The organism is Vibrio sp. 1167 (assembly GCF_033340375.1).
Lineage (GTDB): Bacteria > Pseudomonadota > Gammaproteobacteria > Enterobacterales > Vibrionaceae > Vibrio > Vibrio alginolyticus.
Genome location: NZ_JAWOWK010000003.1, coordinates 117,723 through 134,780 on the forward strand (window position 1 = coordinate 117,723; position 17,058 = coordinate 134,780).

A 17,058-nucleotide genomic window follows, 5' to 3' on the forward strand; every position below is an offset into this window, starting at 1 on the left:
AGGAGCCCAAAGGCTCCTAAGTGATAGAGGGAAGGTGACGTATCGATAAAAATAATTAGTAGTTGTCACCCTCATTTTCTTTGTGATTCTCGCGATAGTATTCCCATTGCTCGACGCGTTCATTGTCCGACAGCACACAGTAAGTGACACGTTCGCCGTTTTCCGACACGGTATCCAGCTCACCACCTTGCTGAACACAGTATACGGCTGCGGGATTTGCAACGGAGGTATACTCAGTTGATCGGGTCGCTCCCTCGTAAGTTGAACAACCAGCCAGTACCAATGTTGCAGCCATAGCCATCATTAAATTTGTCTTTTTCATTCTTTATCTCCGCATGGGGTGGGCGAGTATTGTATTGATTATAGGCAACTTTAAGAGATTATTGTCTTATCGATGTTAAAAGTAAGAGGGACGTATAAGAATTTAGATATTCTCATTTATTGCTGATTAGCACGTCACACTTCTGTTCTAGGCGTATTGTTGTGAAGGTCATATCAATCACTTCCTGACAAGCGCTCGAACGTACCTGGTCTACAACAATGATTTAAAGTGTGAAATTCGGTAATATGCGCACAAAACATTGACCGTGGTATTTTCGATGAGACATTTAAAATCGACCGTTCATCCAGACATAGAGCATTTGGATGACAAAATTGTTTTTCAGCGCAATGCAGCGCGAGCCATTGTACTTGATGGTGAAGATGTGCTGTTGCTCTATACAGAACGTTACCATGACTACACGCTACCAGGCGGTGGTATTGATGATGGTGAAGATGTCATTGCTGGATTAGTCCGTGAATTAGAGGAAGAAACGGGCGCCCAAAATATACATGGTATTAAGCCTTTCGGAATCTTTGAGGAGTTTCGTCCGTGGTACAAGGATGACGCTGACGTGATGCACATGGTGTCGTATTGTTATACATGTAAAATCGAACGTGAGCTAGGCGAAACGGCGTATGAAGATTACGAAGTTAAAAATGGAATGCGCCCGGTATGGATGAACATACACGAAGCAATTGCACACAATGAAAAAACGATGGCAGAAAGCCCGAAAAAAGGCATGAGCATTGAGCGCGAAACGTTTTTACTTCAGTTGATTTCTAAAGAATTACTATAAACAGCTAGTTTGCATCATTACGACTTAGCTTCTGTTGGCTCTATTGTGGGCAAAGATTTTAGAGCAATAAAAAAGTCCGGACTCCCCCCCGGAACCCGGACTTATTCCAGACGCGCAAGCGAAGCGTCATCTTGATATGTTAGATTTGTTTCGAACTATGAAAACAATAGCTGTTTTACATTTAGTGTGTAAATAATTATTAGGTCTGACCATTGGTTTTCATGTTTTTTTGCAAACGCAATGTGACGCATATCTACCCAATTGCCAAGCGCAATTGGGGCGCTTTTTAGTAAACCACTACTCTTTCTTATCTTTGAGATACCTTACCTCAACTTTTTTGCACACGTTTGCATAGAGATCACGAGTTTTCAAATCCGCCGAACAGGATCTTGTGATTTTACGTTTCTCTGACATTGAGCTCTGTCGTAGCTTTTATCACAAATTAACTAGCGGAGGCAGTCGGCTAAAGTCGACCAGCGGTTGTGAAATCATAGGAGCGTCTGGAGCAAATAAGAGTAAAGGTTGAAATGATGAGGATTGTAACTGACCGATATCTATCAACTTTTCCAATGCATAGAAGCGGCTGACATATTGGCGAGTCTCGTTAGGCAGCGTGAGTTGTTGGAAATCTCGACTTCCTGCTCGCTGAATAGCACGTGCAACACGTCCTTCTCCGGCATTGTATGCAGCTAAAGTGAGAGCCATATTTTGATCGAATTTGTTGTATAAAAACGCCAGGTACTTGAGCGCGGCCGTTGTGCTAGCTTCTGTGTCAAAGCGATCGTCTTGTTTTGTATTTATCGTTAATCCGAAACGTTTCGCTGTGGCTGGTATCAGTTGCCAAAGTCCGGCGGCGTTAGCGTGAGAAACGGCTTTGGGGTTGTAAGAAGATTCTAACATTGGCACTAAGGCTAGGCTATTTGGTAATGAGTGGTTTTGAAGCTGTTTGAAAATGTGGTTAATTACCGGTTTGGATGAATCGAGACGCTTGGCAATTTGTGGTTTGTATGGGGCTAATACTTGATACTGCGTTTGAATATCGACAGCATTTGGTTTTGCCTGGCATGTGAATGGAAGGTAGGACAGAAAGGCAATAAAAATAAAAAGGCCTACAGTACTCAGCCGAGATGGCGACTGAATCTGTAGGCAAGACGAACATCGTTTAGAACGATTTATCTTCATAAGTGTGTTGCACAGGTTGTTTGAGTTGACTGACCAACTCATGGAACGCCGCAGAGCTGTGGCCATTGCTCTGATTGTATTGTTGGCACTGACTTACCAACGTTTCCAATAGCGCCCATTGTTTTCTAGCTTGCATACCTATTTGGGCAGGCAAAGCATTGAAAATTCGTTTTACGCTGGCGTCATTACACGCTAACCCCAGCGCTCGCATACACTGGCTTCTGTCATTGGCGGAGCGGCTGAGTTTATTGAGTATCGGCATTTGTTTCTGAACATTGTCGTTCAGTGCCTCTCCATCAAACTTTAAGTACAATACCTTTTGCTGCTGAAGCAAAGGAAGCAGTTGTTGATAAAGCTTAATATCCTCAGATATAGAGCGAACAAATTGTTGAATTCGCTGCGATACTGCGCTTGCCATGATGTCTTCCTAGCGTTTTATTACTCGTGACCTGTATGGAACTGCATGATTGCCTTGGATAGCACTTTTGTATCTAGGCTAAGTTCACCACGCGCTAATGCGTTGCGTACTTGTTCTACTTTTTCCATATCAACATCAGGTAGTGATGCCATTTCAGCTTGAGCGCGATCTATCGCTACGGTATTCGCTTGAAATGCAGGCTCGTGTACTTTGCTCTGTTCGACGACGTCGACAGGCTGTTTGCTTGCTTGCTGTAATTTTGTTTGTGGGACATGACCGCCCGCGACTTTGTCGATTTTCATGCTGTGGTCCTCATCATCATGTTCTAAATTAAGTAGGCGGTTAGAATGTGATAAACATTAAATATTTTTTTTGTACTCGAAGTTCAGTGTTACTGACGAGAGCCAAAATTAAAAAATGTTACCCCGAGTCAAAAAATCAAAATTGAGTATGAACCTGGTTTAATCCAGTTACGACTGCTCTTATGACCTTGCCCGAACTTGGGTTTTCCACGTCAATTTGTTGCCCTTTCGCTCCATCTTCTAAGGCGACTCCTTTTGTGCTGGCACTAAATCCATTTTTGCTCGCAATGACTATGACTTCATTGCCTTTCTCGATTAGAGGTGGGGCCGACAAATTGGATGGATTAACCACTTGTCCAGCCCGCAAACGACGAGAGGTTTCTAAGCCTACTGCTTGCTCGGGGCGAGTATAAAAATCGTCTTGGCGAGAGATGGTTCGGGTTTCAAGCTTTATGTGTTTAGCCGTTACGACTTCATTTCGGCCAACCGTGGTTGTCGCGACCAAAACAGGCAGAGTCAGCGAAGACTTTATCGTAACGTTAATTCGCCATGGTGATGCGATATTGTCGCAGCTGACTGAGCGCTTGAGGTTACCGACTGGCAACGTGTTGTTGTCACGACCTGTGATAACTAAAGGAGATTCACATTCTGGCAAGTGATTGGCTGAACCGGGTACCCACATGTCGAAGTCCAGTTTGTACTTCCCCCACTGATTGGAGAGCGCTACGCGATCCACCTCTTGTTCGAAATCCGTTGCTACAACGGACCTTATCTCTTCAACGCTTAGGGTTTTGTCATTGGTGTTGGCGAATGCTTGTTCTGATGTCAAAGCGAGTAACGTCAGCATTATTGTTGAGGAAGTGGACACTTTCCTCTTGTTTTTAATGCTTTCCGAGAACCGGAAGTTTGGCTTCCATCCTTGTTTGTAAATCATTGATATATATGGCTATTTTTTATGGCACGTATCTTGTTTGTATGTTGGCGTATTCGAGCCAACTGTAAGGAAGATGCATGGCGATCACATTTGAAAATGCTTTAGGAGTACATCCAGAGGCACTTAATTTTCGCGTTCAGCGTACCAAAGTCCTCGCCAGTAACCTAGCAAATGTTGACACCCCTGGGTATTTGGCGAAAGACCTAAGTTTCACCACCGTAATGAACCAAGTAACGGCAGGTGGTGTGAACAAACCGGTGCCAAAGTTCCAGGTTCAGGCCCAATACTCGGTGCCTTACCAGAATAGCAAAAATGGCAACACCGTAGAGCTTGGTGTTGAACAAGCAAAATTCACACAAAACAACATGGACTTTCAAACTAGCCTGACGTTTCTCAACATGAAATTTAATGGCTTAGCGAAAGCGATTGAGGGACGTTAATTATGTCATTCACTGATATTTACTCGATCACTGGTTCCGCGATGACAGCACAAACTGTGCGTCTTAATACGGTAGCCAGTAACTTAGCAAACGCAGATGCAGTATCTGCAAATCCAGAAGATGCTTATAAAGCGCTTAAGCCAGTATTTGCGACTGTGTACCAAAAAACGCAAATGACAACAGAAAATGGAGCTTATCCCAATGCAGAAGTTCGCATTGTTGACGTTGTTAAAAATGCTGGAGATGCAGAGAAGCGTTTTGAGCCGAACAACCCACTGGCTAATGATGAAGGCTATGTGTTTTACCCAGATATTGATGTAGTTGCTGAAATGGCAGACATGATGTCCGCAACACGCAGCTTCGAAACGAATGTTGAAGTATTAGCCAATGTAAAAAGTATGCAGCAAGGTCTGCTTAGATTAGGGCAGGGTAGCTAATGAGTATTGCACAATACACCCCTTTATCGTCTGACGCTCCAGTAAATACAAAAGCAAAAGACAGCAACGGTATCTCACCAAACCCTAAAGACATGAACAGTGCTTCTTCATTGGAGAATGAGTTTATTTCTTTGATGGTGGCTCAAATTCAAAACCAAGACCCACTTAATCCCCTTGATGGTACGGAATACGTTGGTCAATTGGCTCAGTTCTCGCAGGTACAAAGTACCGAGAATATGTCTAAGACAATGCAACAGAGCATGGTGTTACTGGACAACATGCAAGTGCTGTCAACAGCGGGCCTTGTTGGGCAAACGGTTTACGTCAACGCGGATGAATTTCAGCTTGGTGAAGACGTACAAAACGGAAAAATCGAACTCGCTCATAGCTCAAACCAAGTCACGTTAGTTGTTAAAGATGAATTTGGACAATCAACTAAAGTGCCACTAGGTGCTCACGGTAAAGGTGACGTCGACTTTTCAATTAATCCTGAAGAACTTGGTCTTAAACCAGGCAAATACTCAGTGGCCGTAGAAGTGCAAGAAGGGCAAGCAAGTCCAAATGTGCTGATGGCAGGCACTGTTGAGCAAGTGCGCATTCCTAATACCGGTGGCGCAGCATTAGTCAATGTCCATGGCGTTGGCAACGTTCCTTTCTATCAAATCACTCAGTTTGGTGCTTAACCAAATACGGAAATCAGAGGTCTATTTATGAGTTTTAACATCGCACTAAGTGGTCTGGACGCGACCAACACAGAGCTAAACACAATCAGTCACAACATTGCCAACGCATCAACGTATGGTTTTAAAGGTGGCCGCACAGAATTCTCCGCTGTATATAACGGCATGCAACCTGGTGGTGTGGAAGTCGCGTCAATTTCACAGAACTTCGACAAAGACGGCAGTATCACAGGAACTGGCCGTGCGATGGACCTAGCTATTAATGGCGGTGGCTTTTTTGTTACTAAAGATAATATGGGTCAAATGTTGTACACACGTTCAGGTGTGTTCTCAACGGATAAGAACAACTTTGTTACGGCTAACAGCGGTGCAAAGCTTCAAGGTTACAGTGTCGATAGCAACAACAACCTGATGACAGGTTCTGTGGGTAATATTCAGGTATCGACTTCCTCACTGAATGCTAAAGCAACAGACAGCTTAGATTTTGTTGCGAACTTCGACGCAAGCGCGTCTGTTATTGATAAAGCCGTAACGCCATTCAATCCAAAAGATCCAAGCTCATTTAACTCGTCTTACACAACAAAAGTCTACGACTCATTGGGTAACTCGCACACGGTAACTCAGTACTTTACTAAGACTGCTTCTAACTCGTGGGAAGTGAACGTTCAAGTAGATGGCGGTACGACGCCAGTAGCAACTGTGCCTGTAACGTTTGGTAAAGATGGCTCGCTTTCAACACCGACTGCACCGTTTAATGTTTCATTCCCTGCTGCAGGCGCGAACGCGATGAGTGTAGACATTAACCTGAAAGGCAGCACGCAATTTGGTGCAGCTTTTGGCGTAAGTACTAATAGTCCTAACGGTTACACATCAGGTGAGCTTGCAGGTGTACGCGTTGAAGGTAACGGCATGGTTTACGCGACTTACACTAACGGCCAATCACAGCTACAAGGTCAGGTTGTTCTTGCTGATTTTGCAAACACACAAGGCTTAGCGAAAGTGAGTGGAACATCATGGACTCAAAGCTTTAGCTCAGGTGCTCCAATTATGGGTGTTCCGGGTTCAGGTACGATGGGTGACCTAACTCCGGGTGCATTAGAAGGTTCTAACGTTGACTTAACCAGCGAGCTTGTTGCTCTAATGACTGCACAACGCAACTACCAAGCAAACGCAAAGACAATTTCTACCAGCGACAAGCTTACTCAAGCTTTGTTTAACGCGGTGTAATGGGAGTTTTGCATGGATAGTTTGTTATTTACGGCAACGTCGGGTGCCAGCCGAGTCCTTAAAGCGCAGCACGTTCGTTCAAACAACTTATCAAATGCTGATACTGCGGGTTTTCGAGCGGATATGGAGCGTGTGCGTAGTGTAGAGATGCAAGGCCCAGGTTTTGATGGTCGCACTATGGTTGTGACCAACTCTGCTTCAACACGTTTCGACGCTGGCGATATTGTGAAAACAGGACGTCCGTTGGACGTTGCGGTTATGGGTGAGGGGTATCTCTCTGTAGAAACCCCAGCGGGTAACGAAGCTTACACCCGTGCAGGCAATATTCAGGTCGATACTTTTGGCGCTCTAACAATCAATGGGTTCCCTGTCCTCGGTGACAATGGTCCTTTGGTTGTGCCGGATTACCAAAAGATTGAAATCAGCGAGCGTGGTCAAGTCTCAGTGATCCCACCAGGTGGCGGCGCAGAAATTGTGGCAGGCACTTTGAAGTTGGTTAAACCGGAAATTAATCAACTGCAAAAAGAGAGCGATAGCTTGCTGCACAGCGTAGATGGCGTGCCATTCGCGGCAGATGAAACCGTGCAACTCTCTCCTGAGCACATTGAGGGCAGTAACGTATCTGCTATTGATGAATTGGTTAGTGTGATGTCGCTGACGCGCAACTTTGAAATGCAAGTTCGCATGATGAAAACGGCGGAAACTCTAGCAAAAGCTGGTAACAAATTAATGGCGGCGAGCTAAGTCTCGCCCCGCAAGGAGTAAAAAATGCATTCAGCATTATGGGTAAGTAAGACAGGCATGGCAGCGCAAGACACGAAGATGACTGCCATTTCTAACAACCTAGCAAACGTAAACACGGTTGGCTTTAAGCGTGACCGAGTTGTATTTGAAGATCTTTTCTACAGCATTCAGCGTCAACCAGGCGCTCAAGTAGATCAAGTTAACGAACTACCAAGTGGTATTCAGCTAGGTAGCGGTGTTCGCGTTGTTGGCACACAAAAAGTATTCACTCAAGGTAATACCCAAAACACAACGCAAGAGTTGGATCTTGCTGTAATGGGTCAGGGTTTCTTCCAAATAGAAAACTCGGACGGACAGATCATGTATACACGTAATGGTCAGTTCCATCGAAACTCAGAAGGCTTAATGGTGAACAGTCAGGGCCTGCCTTTAGAGCCTCAAATCCAGATCCCTGACAATGCGGTCTCTTTCTCTGTGGGTGTTGATGGCACCGTGACAACAACAACAGCAGACGATCCAACACCTCAGCAGCTTGGTCAAATTACACTTGCAAAATTCATCAATCCAGCAGGCTTAGAGGCCATGGGTGGCAACTTATTCCGTGAAACGGAAGCCAGCGGTCCAGCTGATGAGCTGATTGCAGGAGCTGATGGTGCCGGCATTATCAAGCAAGGTGCACTGGAAGGGTCAAACGTACAAGTAGTAGAAGAGATGGTCGACATGATCACCACTCAACGTGCGTATGAGATGAATGCGAAAGTGGTCTCTGCTGCAGATGACATGCTGAAGTTTGTTTCGCAATCAATGTAAGTATGAAATTGGTGATGATGAAGGAAAAAGCAATGAAATGGCTTTCTAAGAGTTGGGCAGTAGCCGCCGTGTTGCTGGTGGGATGTGCTGGCCGTCAGGAATTTATTCCGCCTGAGCCGAATGCTGAGGAATATGCACCACCAACGCTCGATTACACGCTGCCGGAAACCCAATCTGGTAGCCTTTATCGTCACCAATACACGATGACTCTGTTCCAGGATCGTCGTGCTTACCGAGTTGGCGATGTATTAACGGTTCAATTATCAGAAGAAACCTCATCGAGTAAAAATGCGGGTACTAAGTTCGGTAAAAGTTCAGCAATTAACTTTTTGGCGCCGACCATAGGCACGAAAACTATCGATGAGTTAGGGGTTAGCGTGGATGGCAAACGTAACTTCGATGGCAGTGCATCAAGTTCACAAGGCAACAAGCTTCAAGGTGCCATTACGGTAACGGTACACGAAGTATTACCTAATGGCGTATTGCGTATCAGCGGTGAAAAATGGCTTCGTCTGAATCAAGGCGACGAGTTTATTCGTCTAACCGGTATCGTCCGTGTGGATGATATTAACCGCAGTAACCAAGTTTCTTCTCAACGAATTGCTGATGCAAGAATTACCTACGCAGGTCGCGGAGCGCTAGCTGACAGCAACGCAGCCGGGTGGCTAACTCAGTTCTTCAACAGCCCATGGGTACCTTTCTAATGAAGACAATGCAATCTTTCTTTATGTCTCTCCTATTGGTGTTGACCTTGGGACTACCAGGCACTTCACGTGCTGAAGCGGAAATTCCGATCATGGACTTGGTCGATGTTCGCGGCATTCGAGAAAACCAACTGGTTGGTTATGGTTTGGTAGTTGGCTTAGCCGGCCAAGGTGACCGAAACCAAGTGAAATTTACCTCTCAATCTATTACCAACATGCTACGTCAGTTTGGGGTTCAAATTGATGACAGTATGAACCCTAAGCTACGAAATGTGGCTTCTGTGAGTGTGACAGCGTCCGTTGACCCAATGGCAGGCCCAGGACAAACGTTGGATGTGGTTGTGTCTTCAATCGGTGATGCAAAGAGCCTTCGCGGTGGTACGTTATTGCTAACGCCTTTACGTGGTATTGATGGCGAAGTGTACGCGATTGCGCAAGGTAACGTGGTTGTGGGCGGCTTATCTGCAGAGGGGCGAAGTGGCTCCAAAGTAGAAGTAAACACACCAACGGCGGGTCGCGTTCCGAATGGTGCGACTTTAGAGAGAGAAATCAAAACCGATTTCAACCAACGTGATGAAATCACCCTAAACCTGCGCAAGCCTAGCTTCACTACAGCAAAAAATATTGCGCGTGAAATTAACAACACTTTTGGGCCTAACGTTGCAGTTGCGATCAATAAAGCGCGCATTGATATGCGTGCACCAAAAGATACACAGCAGCGTGTCGTCATGATGTCGATGCTTGAAGAAATGAGCGTCGTTGAAGGCCGTAAACCTGCTCGTATTGTCTTTAACTCTCGCACTGGCACCGTAGTGATCGGTAAGAGTGTCAAAGTGAGTGAAGCAGCAGTAAGTCACGGTAACTTGACCGTGCGAATTTCTGAATCACAACAAGTTAGTCAGCCTAATGCGTTTGCAAATGGCGATACGAAAGTCGTTAACCAAACGGACCTTGATGTGAATGAAGATCTCGCTCAGATGGTGATTTGGCCTCCAGGCACGGAACTTAACACCATAGTTAATGCGGTAAATAGTTTAGGTGCCACGCCTACAGACTTGATGTCTATCCTGCAAGCTTTGAGTGAAGCGGGTGCATTGAACGCTGAATTGGTCGTGATATAAGGAGTTAAGGATGAAGCTAGACAGTACCAATGAACAAACTCAGTTAAATTCGATGCTTTATCACGACAATAGTGCATTGGCTAACATCAAGCATAGTCGTGATCAAGAAGGCGCACTTGAAGTCGTCGCAGGTCAATTTGAGGCAATGTTCCTACAAATGGTGTTACGCCAAATGCGCAGCAGTAGTGACGCTCTTGCTGATAAAGACAGCCCGTTTGCCAGTCAGCAACAAGGGGTATTCCGTGATATGTATGACGGACAGCTGGCGATGGAACTAGCAAAGAAACAGAGCTCAGGCATTGCCAATATGCTCATCCAGCAGCTGAGCCCGTCTATGCGTGAGGTTGCTTTCGATGCTGCGCGCAACATCTCATCCGCTAACGATGGTAAAGGTTCGAATTCTGAATCTATCTCACAAGTAGATTCTAAAGAGGTGGAGAAGAATTCAAGCCTATTTAATACCGCTTCTCAAGCCGTCGCCTCTGTTAAACAGGTATTCGGTGAGGCCGGTATGACTACCGCGTTTTCTCAGCCGTTGATCAGAAAAATGGAGCTGTAAATGAACCTAGTTAATATTGCCCTTTCAGGTTTAGGCGCGAACCGTGTGGCCCTAGACGTAACCGCGCAAAACGTGGCAAACGTGAATACCGTGGGTTACAGTCGTCAACAAGCGTTGATGGCGTCTGTCGATGATGGTAAAGCCAATCGCTTAAGTCCAGGTTTAGGGGTAGAAGTCACTAGCATTCGCCGCGTTACTGATCAATTTCTGATTAAGCAAACGTGGTCGACTAACAGTATGGCGGCATACGCATCTGGATACACCAGTAACATGAGTCAGCTGGAGAATACGCTTGGTGCCGATGGTTTCAGTATATCGGCTGGCTTGGACTCGCTAAACGCTGCGCTTAACGATGCGACCGTTAAGCCGGAATCCATACCTTACCGCCAGCAGATCATTAACGAATCTGAAGCTTTGGCCCGCCGTTTTAATACGCTTACCGAATCTTTATACAATCAACATAAAGACATGAGCGACCAACGTAATGCAGCGCTTAACCACGCGAATAGCCTTATGGAAAATATCGCGAAGGTGAACAAGCAACTGGTAGAGATGCAAGGTACAGGTGGTAACCCATCACAGTTAATGGATGAACGAGATAGGTTAATCGGTGAGTTATCTCAAACCATTGAAATCAAAACAACACAGCAGCATGACGGCAGTGTTCAGGTCACACTAACCTCTGGTCAACCGCTTGTGATGGGTACGGACCATGGCAAACTGGAAGCCATTCCTGACCCGAGTGATCCTTACTTGGCGGACTTACACGTCACGTTCTCGAATCAAAGTTTTGCGATTGGTGACTCGCTTGGTGGCAAATTAGGTGCGATTAATGACTATCAAACCGAAGTGTTGAAACCAAACCAATTGGCTCTGAATGACATGGCGAAAGCTCTCGCGGATGAATACAACGCCGTGCTTGCAACTGGCAAAGACTTAAATGGCAACCCAGGTAAACCTTTGTTCAGCTATGACCCAGCAAACCCTGCAGCCAGTTTGGATATTACCAAGCTAACTCCAGATGAGCTTGCGTTCTCAAGTGATGGAACACCTGGTAACGCAGATGCGTTGCAATCATTGATCGAGTTAAGCAACAAGCCAGTGGCGGTATCAGGTTACGGCTCAGTAAGCTTGAACGATGCCTTTAGTTCAATGGTGGGTCAAACCGCAATTAAAGCACGCCAAGCTAACGCTGATTATCAAGCGAAGTTAGCCATGAACAAGCAAGCGCACGCAGCTCGCGATAATGTTAGTTCCGTAAACAGCGATGAAGAAGCGGCTAACCTAATGATGTTTGCTAATGCGCACAATGCCAACATGAAAGTGATCAGCACAGCAAATCAACTGCTCGATTCTATTCTGCAGTTATTCTAAGAGGAAAGTTTAGATGCGAATTAGTGACAATCAATTTAGTCAAATGATGTTGCACAGCTTGCAGAGCAATAGCGCGGGATTAGGCGAAGCTCTGCAACAGATGTCTACTGGCAAGCGCTTGACCAAGCTGTCTGACGATCCAATGGCTTCGATCAAGTTGCTTAACTTAGACCGAGAAACCAGTGCGATTGCTCAGTACAAAAACAACATTGAAAACGTAAAAACGACGCTATCGAGTCAAGAAACCCATTTAGATTCGATCAAAGAAAGCTTAAAAAGCATGCGAGACATCGCGCTTTGGGGTGCGAACGGCTCTCTTACTGACGAAAGTCGTGGCGGTATGATTACAGAGCTTAAGAGTTACCGTGACTCTATTGAGTCGTCTTTTAACGCGCAGGATGAAGAAGGGCACTACCTTTTCTCTGGTACTAAAACGGATACTGCGGCTGTAAGTAAAGCGAGCGGCAGCTACGTAATTGAAGGTAATAGTGACAAGCGCGTAGTAACAATTGCTAAAGGTGTCACGATGGATTCCAATATGACTGCAAAAGAAATATTGGACCTTGGGGGAGGCCATAACGTGCTTAACCAAATTGATGCGCTGATCAAAGAGTTTGAGAGCCCTACCGCCAACTTCAGAGCTGAAGTTGAGGCGAGTATCAGCGCTATCGACGATACTTTTTCAAACGTACTAGGGACCATGACTGAGATTGGTGGTCGACACAACAACTTAGATCTTGTTGGTGGCGCGCACAGTGAAAACAAGCTGTTCGTTGACAAAGTATCTGGAGACCTCTCTGCTCTGGACTATGGTGAAGCGTCGGTACGATTGAGTAATTACATGGCCGCTTTGCAAGCAACGCAAGCAAGCTATGTGAAGATCGATGGTTTGTCGCTGTTTGACCGTTTATAAGGTTAGGAAGTTCTTTTTATGGTAATGAGTACAGTAGAGGTTAGACCCCATAGCATACGCTTAGGTGGACAAGAACAAGCCTCTATCATGCCGACCCGTTCTGCAGACTCAAGTACGGCAATTAAACCGCGCCCGGCGCAAATTCAGGCTGACACTGCGTCAGCCTACTCTGTATCTGGTATTCAGCTTACGCAGGGTCAGCAGCAAGCCACGGCGGTTCAGATCGCGTCCAAATCGCTGCAGGTGATTGGCAAAGAGCTCACGCAAATTAAACGTGGTTTGACGCAAGCTATTAATCAAGGCGTACAAAATGTTCCTGGTTTGCAGGATACATTGGTTCGTTCTAAAGCCACCATCCAAAAAGTCGTTGAGCAAGCACGTTTCGATGGCCAGAAAGTCCTAAATAACGAACTGCACTTAAAACTGGATAAAGCGGACATTCGTCGCTTTTCTATTCCAGGTTTGAATGTTCATCGCTTAAGCGACAAGGCCGAGCAAATCCGTTTGGATTTTCCTCAAGGTCAAGCGGTGATGATTCAGTTTGATGGACAATCAGACGGTGAGCGAACGGTCAAAATGCTGGATCGCAGCTTGATTGCGTTAGGAATGCGAGCCTCATTAGCCGATGATGGCAGCATTTTATTTGAAGCCAGAGACAACGCTTATCAACAAATGCAGCAAAAGGTGATGGTAACGGGGGAAGGGCACCGATTCCCTGCGGGACAGCCTAACGTTTTGAACTTAAAGTCTGAGCCAGATGGTATTGCGGAGCTCGGGTTTGATCTAGGCTCACGCGACGGCATCAAGCAGACGATTGCCAAAGTAAATCAGCATCTGAAACAAGTTCAAACGAGTTTGCAAGAAGCGAAAGCTTTTCATGGTGAACTGAATACTCAAATGCGTTCTATCCAAACCAAAACCGCACAGCTTTCAGTCAATGAGGTGAATGCAAAACTGGATGGATTCATGCAAAAGTCTGGCGAGTTTACTTCGACTTTTCAGGCATTGAATGCGCAAGCAAACGTGCGTCGTCATACTGTGGTCGCTTTACTGAAGTAACGAACACTCCAATGATTCCCGGCTTTACACTGTTATCGTCCCCCAATAACGAAAACAGCGCACTGTCGGGAATCTCTCTTTGACTCGTCTAGGGCTCGAGTGCTTTTGCCACCGAACGATTCAATTTCTGGAATAGCCATCCAAGTGCTATCAAAGACGCACCTAAGCCTAAGAAGCTTATCGCTCGCCAGAACCCATCCAGAGAGCTCACATCCCATAAGAATACTTTCAGTGCGACACAGGCAAGGACCACTAGACCGACACGCTGCATCATCAGCCCCTGTTGGGTCACGCCGCGCCAAGTAAGCAATCCACCTACGAGCAAGCCAGCCACTGAATAACTGAACAACTCTGCCATGCTGGTTGGCTGATACAGCATCATCGATGTGGTTTGCCAGAATTGACGGATAGACATCCCCAACCAAATGGCTGCAAGTAAAAAGCCTAGACTAGCAATCGCAAATCGATGAACTTGCAACGTATTCCAGCGCTTAAAGGTTGCGATAAGCAGGATGCAAGCTGGTAACAGCCAGCCGATACTCAGCATGTTAAAGATGGGAAGTGCTTGTGCCGAGACGTTATCAGTCACCAACGGCGATTCTGCCGTATTAAGCAAAATAATCAATATAGCGAACGCGCACCAAAGCAAGTAACTATAGATTTCGTAGATACGGCTTAAGCGTTGCGCAAATTGGCTGCGGTAGCTGTATACCAAACCCATAACTAATGCTTGATTGGCAAAGACTGCCGCACTTGTGAAGTCGATGTGCCCCAAGTAACCATATTGCCCCGTTAACCAGTAGTTAGTTTGGGTGAACAATGCCATTAAGAATACATGTAAAAACGCCCCTTCAAACCAGTTGGTCAGTTCTCGGTCCACTTGTTTTAGTGTTGAACGAGCATAAGACAAGATGAAGAGAGAAGGCAGATAACTCACCAGAACCCAAGCCCAATGCCCAGCTTCTACCGGTTGCCATTCGGGGATGAAAGGTAGCAGCGTGAGTCGGATAACCAGTATTCCCATTGCCACTTTAATCGCCCAACTCGCAGGTCGAAATAACCCGACTTGAGCCTGTAAGGCCATTATCGCAACTTGTATTGAGATTGCTGTTGTTAACCAAGTATCGCTCAACCAAACAAAAGCGATACCTACGATTAAAGCATGCATAACGGCAGAGCATTCTAATGCCAACGAACGTGCACGCTGACCAAGCACAACGTAGTAAGTGGCCATCAATGCGCAGAATGCAGTCCAATACCACAGGTAGCCTTGCATAAATTCGTCAATATAAAACAACGTAATTAAGCTCATCGCGGGAGCCAGTACCAGCAGAAGCAGCCCACTGAGTTGCGAACGGTCACTAAGTGATTGGCAATATGTTCGATAGCAGATCAGCGCAATACTCACCGCCAATGCGAATAGGATGCTAGCTTCTCGCTCTAACATATACAGCGCATCAAAAGCGATAGTAAGAACAATCTGCGCGGTTGCCGAGACGAGAATGGATGGCAAAAATACACGTAATGACCAGCCTGTACGAAGTGCTGGTAGCCAGATGATCGCAACAAGCAGCGTATAACAGTACGCTATTTGTAGAGTGTTCAGCTCCGGCATTCTGGTGACGGCAGAAAAGGTCAATAATACAATTGCGAGAGCGGTAGCGGTCGGCGAGTTTGTCCACTTGCTTTGATAGTGACGAAAGCGAGGATTGAGCATCCAACCCATTCTCGGAACCGCGAAAATGAGATACAAAGTGATGGAGAGATAAATCGCGAGCCACGAGAACAACAGTTCTGTTGGTACACTCTCAATCAACAGCAACATCCAAATGACATGTGGAATCGCGATACTTGGCGTAATCCATGCCCTACGCACTTTTTGCATCAATAAGGTCGCCGCGAACGAAATCGCGCAGATGTATCCGGCTAACAAAAAGTAGTTGGGTTCACTACCTCCAATCCACAGTGGTGCTGTGTAGCCACCAATTAAGCCAAGCACGGCCATTAACGGCCCTTGTCGCAATGATAATGCTAAACTGAAAAATGCCGCTGAAGCCAAAATGATCAACGAGATACTTGGCGTTAGCATTTGATAAACCACAAAGGCAAAAATGACGGTGCAGTAAATGCCCGTTAATCCCGTACCGGTAACGGCAGCAGGAACATACGTAAAGCCTTGGGCTCGTGCTGCCCGTTGCGGATTCTGTTGTTCTTTACGGTGAAACCACTCGCCAACAAGCACCATAAGTAATGAGAGCACAAAGGCAAAGTACACTCGCATAAATGGCGAAAACTGGATGTGGCTACCAATCACCTGTACGAGATAACCTCCACCGATCAGCATGGCCAATGCGCCTACCCAAACCAACCAATTTTCTTGGATGTTGCTAAGCAGGCTCTGAACTTTACTCTGAAGGAATGACTCATTTTCTTGACTAAAAACATCCAGTTGCATTTCTCTTGTCTGGGCGTGCCCTTGATTCGCAGCGCTCTGGTCCAAGTCTAAGTTGGCAGCTGGATCATGTTCCCCAGAGGATGAGACATTTTTCTGTTGTGATTCTATGTGAGGTGACGTCGCTACAGATGGTGTGTCTTTTTCGATGCTGGATTGTTGGTGCACTTGTGGGTTTGAGCCCCCATGGACACTGGCTCGTAGTGATGTGACTTCCTCACGAAGTTTGGCTAGTTCTTTTTCTAAAAGTGCAGCTCGGTTGGCGGCTTTCACTCCGATGAGGATGGCGAGACACGCCATGAACAGTGCTAGTATTACGTACAATCCATTTCTCCTTGCGTACGTCGCGTGACCCACGATTCTTAACTTTGAGCACTTACGCTAAAGCTTAGTTCATGCTCTATGCCTTAGCCTCATATAGTGCTAGGTTCCGCGCTTTCTTTAGAAATCATTCTACATAATGAAACTCAATGCGTAATGATGAATTCGACAAAGTCGCACACTTGTGTGCCACTTTAAGACCTGATGAACAAAAATGAGTCGTTAAGTCATTGGGGGTCAACTATATTCATAATTCTGATGCG

Annotated in this window: 19 protein-coding genes; 13 read left to right on the top strand and 6 right to left on the bottom strand. The window is 45.9% G+C overall.

Translation table 11 applies throughout. The features are described from left to right. Positions 1-55: 55 nt before the first annotated feature. The gene (locus R7Z78_RS07290) at positions 56-322 is read right to left on the bottom strand and encodes a DUF333 domain-containing protein (RefSeq protein ID WP_005374023.1); all 267 of its coding nucleotides are present in this window, start codon (positions 320-322) and stop codon (positions 56-58) included. Positions 323-599: 277 nt separating this feature from the next. Here R7Z78_RS07290 and R7Z78_RS07295 point away from each other — a divergent pair, with 277 nt between their 5' ends. Further along, positions 600-1,118, top strand: a complete 519-nt coding sequence (locus R7Z78_RS07295) for an NUDIX hydrolase (RefSeq protein ID WP_005374021.1) — start codon at positions 600-602, stop codon at positions 1,116-1,118. Positions 1,119-1,553: 435 nt separating this feature from the next. On the opposite strand, the gene R7Z78_RS07300 is transcribed toward R7Z78_RS07295, so the two are convergent. From R7Z78_RS07300 to flgA, 4 genes are all read right to left on the bottom strand, one after another. Further along, positions 1,554-2,300 carry a lytic transglycosylase domain-containing protein gene (locus R7Z78_RS07300; RefSeq protein ID WP_042523341.1) on the bottom strand — a complete coding sequence of 249 codons (747 nt, stop codon included), beginning with the start codon at positions 2,298-2,300 and terminating at the stop codon, positions 1,554-1,556. Continuing rightward, positions 2,281-2,718 (bottom strand): flagellar export chaperone FlgN, encoded by a 438-nt coding sequence (gene flgN / locus R7Z78_RS07305; protein ID WP_005374018.1) that lies wholly within the window; start codon positions 2,716-2,718, stop codon positions 2,281-2,283. Before flgN ends, R7Z78_RS07300 begins: the two co-directional genes overlap by 20 nt. Positions 2,719-2,738: 20 nt before the next feature. After that, a complete protein-coding gene (gene flgM / locus R7Z78_RS07310; RefSeq protein ID WP_005374016.1) occupies positions 2,739-3,020 on the bottom strand; it encodes a flagellar biosynthesis anti-sigma factor FlgM in 282 nt (93 codons plus the stop codon). A gap of 136 nt (positions 3,021-3,156) precedes the next feature. Beyond that, a complete protein-coding gene (gene flgA / locus R7Z78_RS07315; RefSeq protein ID WP_005384406.1) occupies positions 3,157-3,954 on the bottom strand; it encodes a flagellar basal body P-ring formation chaperone FlgA in 798 nt (265 codons plus the stop codon). Between the two features lie 77 nt (positions 3,955-4,031). Between flgA and flgB the strand changes: the two genes are divergently transcribed. Genes flgB through R7Z78_RS07375 form a run of 12 tightly spaced genes read left to right on the top strand, consistent with a single transcriptional unit; the run spans position 4,032 to position 14,022 of the window. Then, positions 4,032-4,394 carry a flagellar basal body rod protein FlgB gene (gene flgB / locus R7Z78_RS07320; RefSeq protein ID WP_005374013.1) on the top strand — a complete coding sequence of 121 codons (363 nt, stop codon included), beginning with the start codon at positions 4,032-4,034 and terminating at the stop codon, positions 4,392-4,394. A gap of 2 nt (positions 4,395-4,396) precedes the next feature. Next, positions 4,397-4,831 (top strand): flagellar basal body rod protein FlgC, encoded by a 435-nt coding sequence (gene flgC / locus R7Z78_RS07325; protein ID WP_005374012.1) that lies wholly within the window; start codon positions 4,397-4,399, stop codon positions 4,829-4,831. Next, positions 4,831-5,514 (top strand): flagellar hook assembly protein FlgD, encoded by a 684-nt coding sequence (gene flgD / locus R7Z78_RS07330; RefSeq protein WP_005384410.1) that lies wholly within the window; start codon positions 4,831-4,833, stop codon positions 5,512-5,514. Before flgC ends, flgD begins: the two co-directional genes overlap by 1 nt. Before the next feature lie 27 nt (positions 5,515-5,541). Next, positions 5,542-6,738, top strand: coding sequence for a flagellar hook protein FlgE (flgE, locus tag R7Z78_RS07335; protein ID WP_017635110.1), 1,197 nt, complete (start codon positions 5,542-5,544; stop codon positions 6,736-6,738). 12 nt (positions 6,739-6,750) lie between these two features. Next, positions 6,751-7,482, top strand: coding sequence for a flagellar basal-body rod protein FlgF (gene flgF / locus R7Z78_RS07340; protein WP_005374009.1), 732 nt, complete (start codon positions 6,751-6,753; stop codon positions 7,480-7,482). Between the two features lie 24 nt (positions 7,483-7,506). Further along, the gene (gene flgG / locus R7Z78_RS07345; RefSeq protein WP_005374008.1) at positions 7,507-8,292 is read left to right on the top strand and encodes a flagellar basal-body rod protein FlgG; all 786 of its coding nucleotides are present in this window, start codon (positions 7,507-7,509) and stop codon (positions 8,290-8,292) included. Positions 8,293-8,324: 32 nt separating this feature from the next. After that, entirely contained in the window at positions 8,325-8,996 is a 672-nt protein-coding gene (gene flgH / locus R7Z78_RS07350; RefSeq protein WP_104976292.1) for a flagellar basal body L-ring protein FlgH, read from the top strand. Then, positions 8,981-10,117, top strand: coding sequence for a flagellar basal body P-ring protein FlgI (locus R7Z78_RS07355; RefSeq protein ID WP_086026720.1), 1,137 nt, complete (start codon positions 8,981-8,983; stop codon positions 10,115-10,117). The genes flgH and R7Z78_RS07355 overlap by 16 nt, the downstream gene beginning before the upstream one ends. A gap of 10 nt (positions 10,118-10,127) precedes the next feature. Continuing rightward, on the top strand, positions 10,128-10,676 hold the full coding sequence (locus R7Z78_RS07360; protein WP_005384422.1) for a rod-binding protein: 549 nt from the start codon (positions 10,128-10,130) through the stop codon (positions 10,674-10,676). Beyond that, a complete protein-coding gene (flgK, locus tag R7Z78_RS07365; RefSeq protein ID WP_005374000.1) occupies positions 10,677-12,050 on the top strand; it encodes a flagellar hook-associated protein FlgK in 1,374 nt (457 codons plus the stop codon). Positions 12,051-12,063: 13 nt separating this feature from the next. Beyond that, positions 12,064-12,963 (top strand): flagellar hook-associated protein FlgL, encoded by a 900-nt coding sequence (gene flgL, locus R7Z78_RS07370; protein ID WP_005373998.1) that lies wholly within the window; start codon positions 12,064-12,066, stop codon positions 12,961-12,963. Between the two features lie 18 nt (positions 12,964-12,981). Then, positions 12,982-14,022, top strand: a complete 1,041-nt coding sequence (locus tag R7Z78_RS07375; RefSeq protein ID WP_005373996.1) for a flagellin — start codon at positions 12,982-12,984, stop codon at positions 14,020-14,022. An 88-nt stretch (positions 14,023-14,110) separates the two neighbouring features. On the opposite strand, the gene R7Z78_RS07380 is transcribed toward R7Z78_RS07375, so the two are convergent. Continuing rightward, positions 14,111-16,774: a DUF2339 domain-containing protein gene (locus tag R7Z78_RS07380; RefSeq protein ID WP_392392182.1), complete on the bottom strand. Its 2,664-nt coding sequence runs from the start codon at positions 16,772-16,774 to the stop codon at positions 14,111-14,113. Positions 16,775-17,058: the final 284 nt, after the last annotated feature.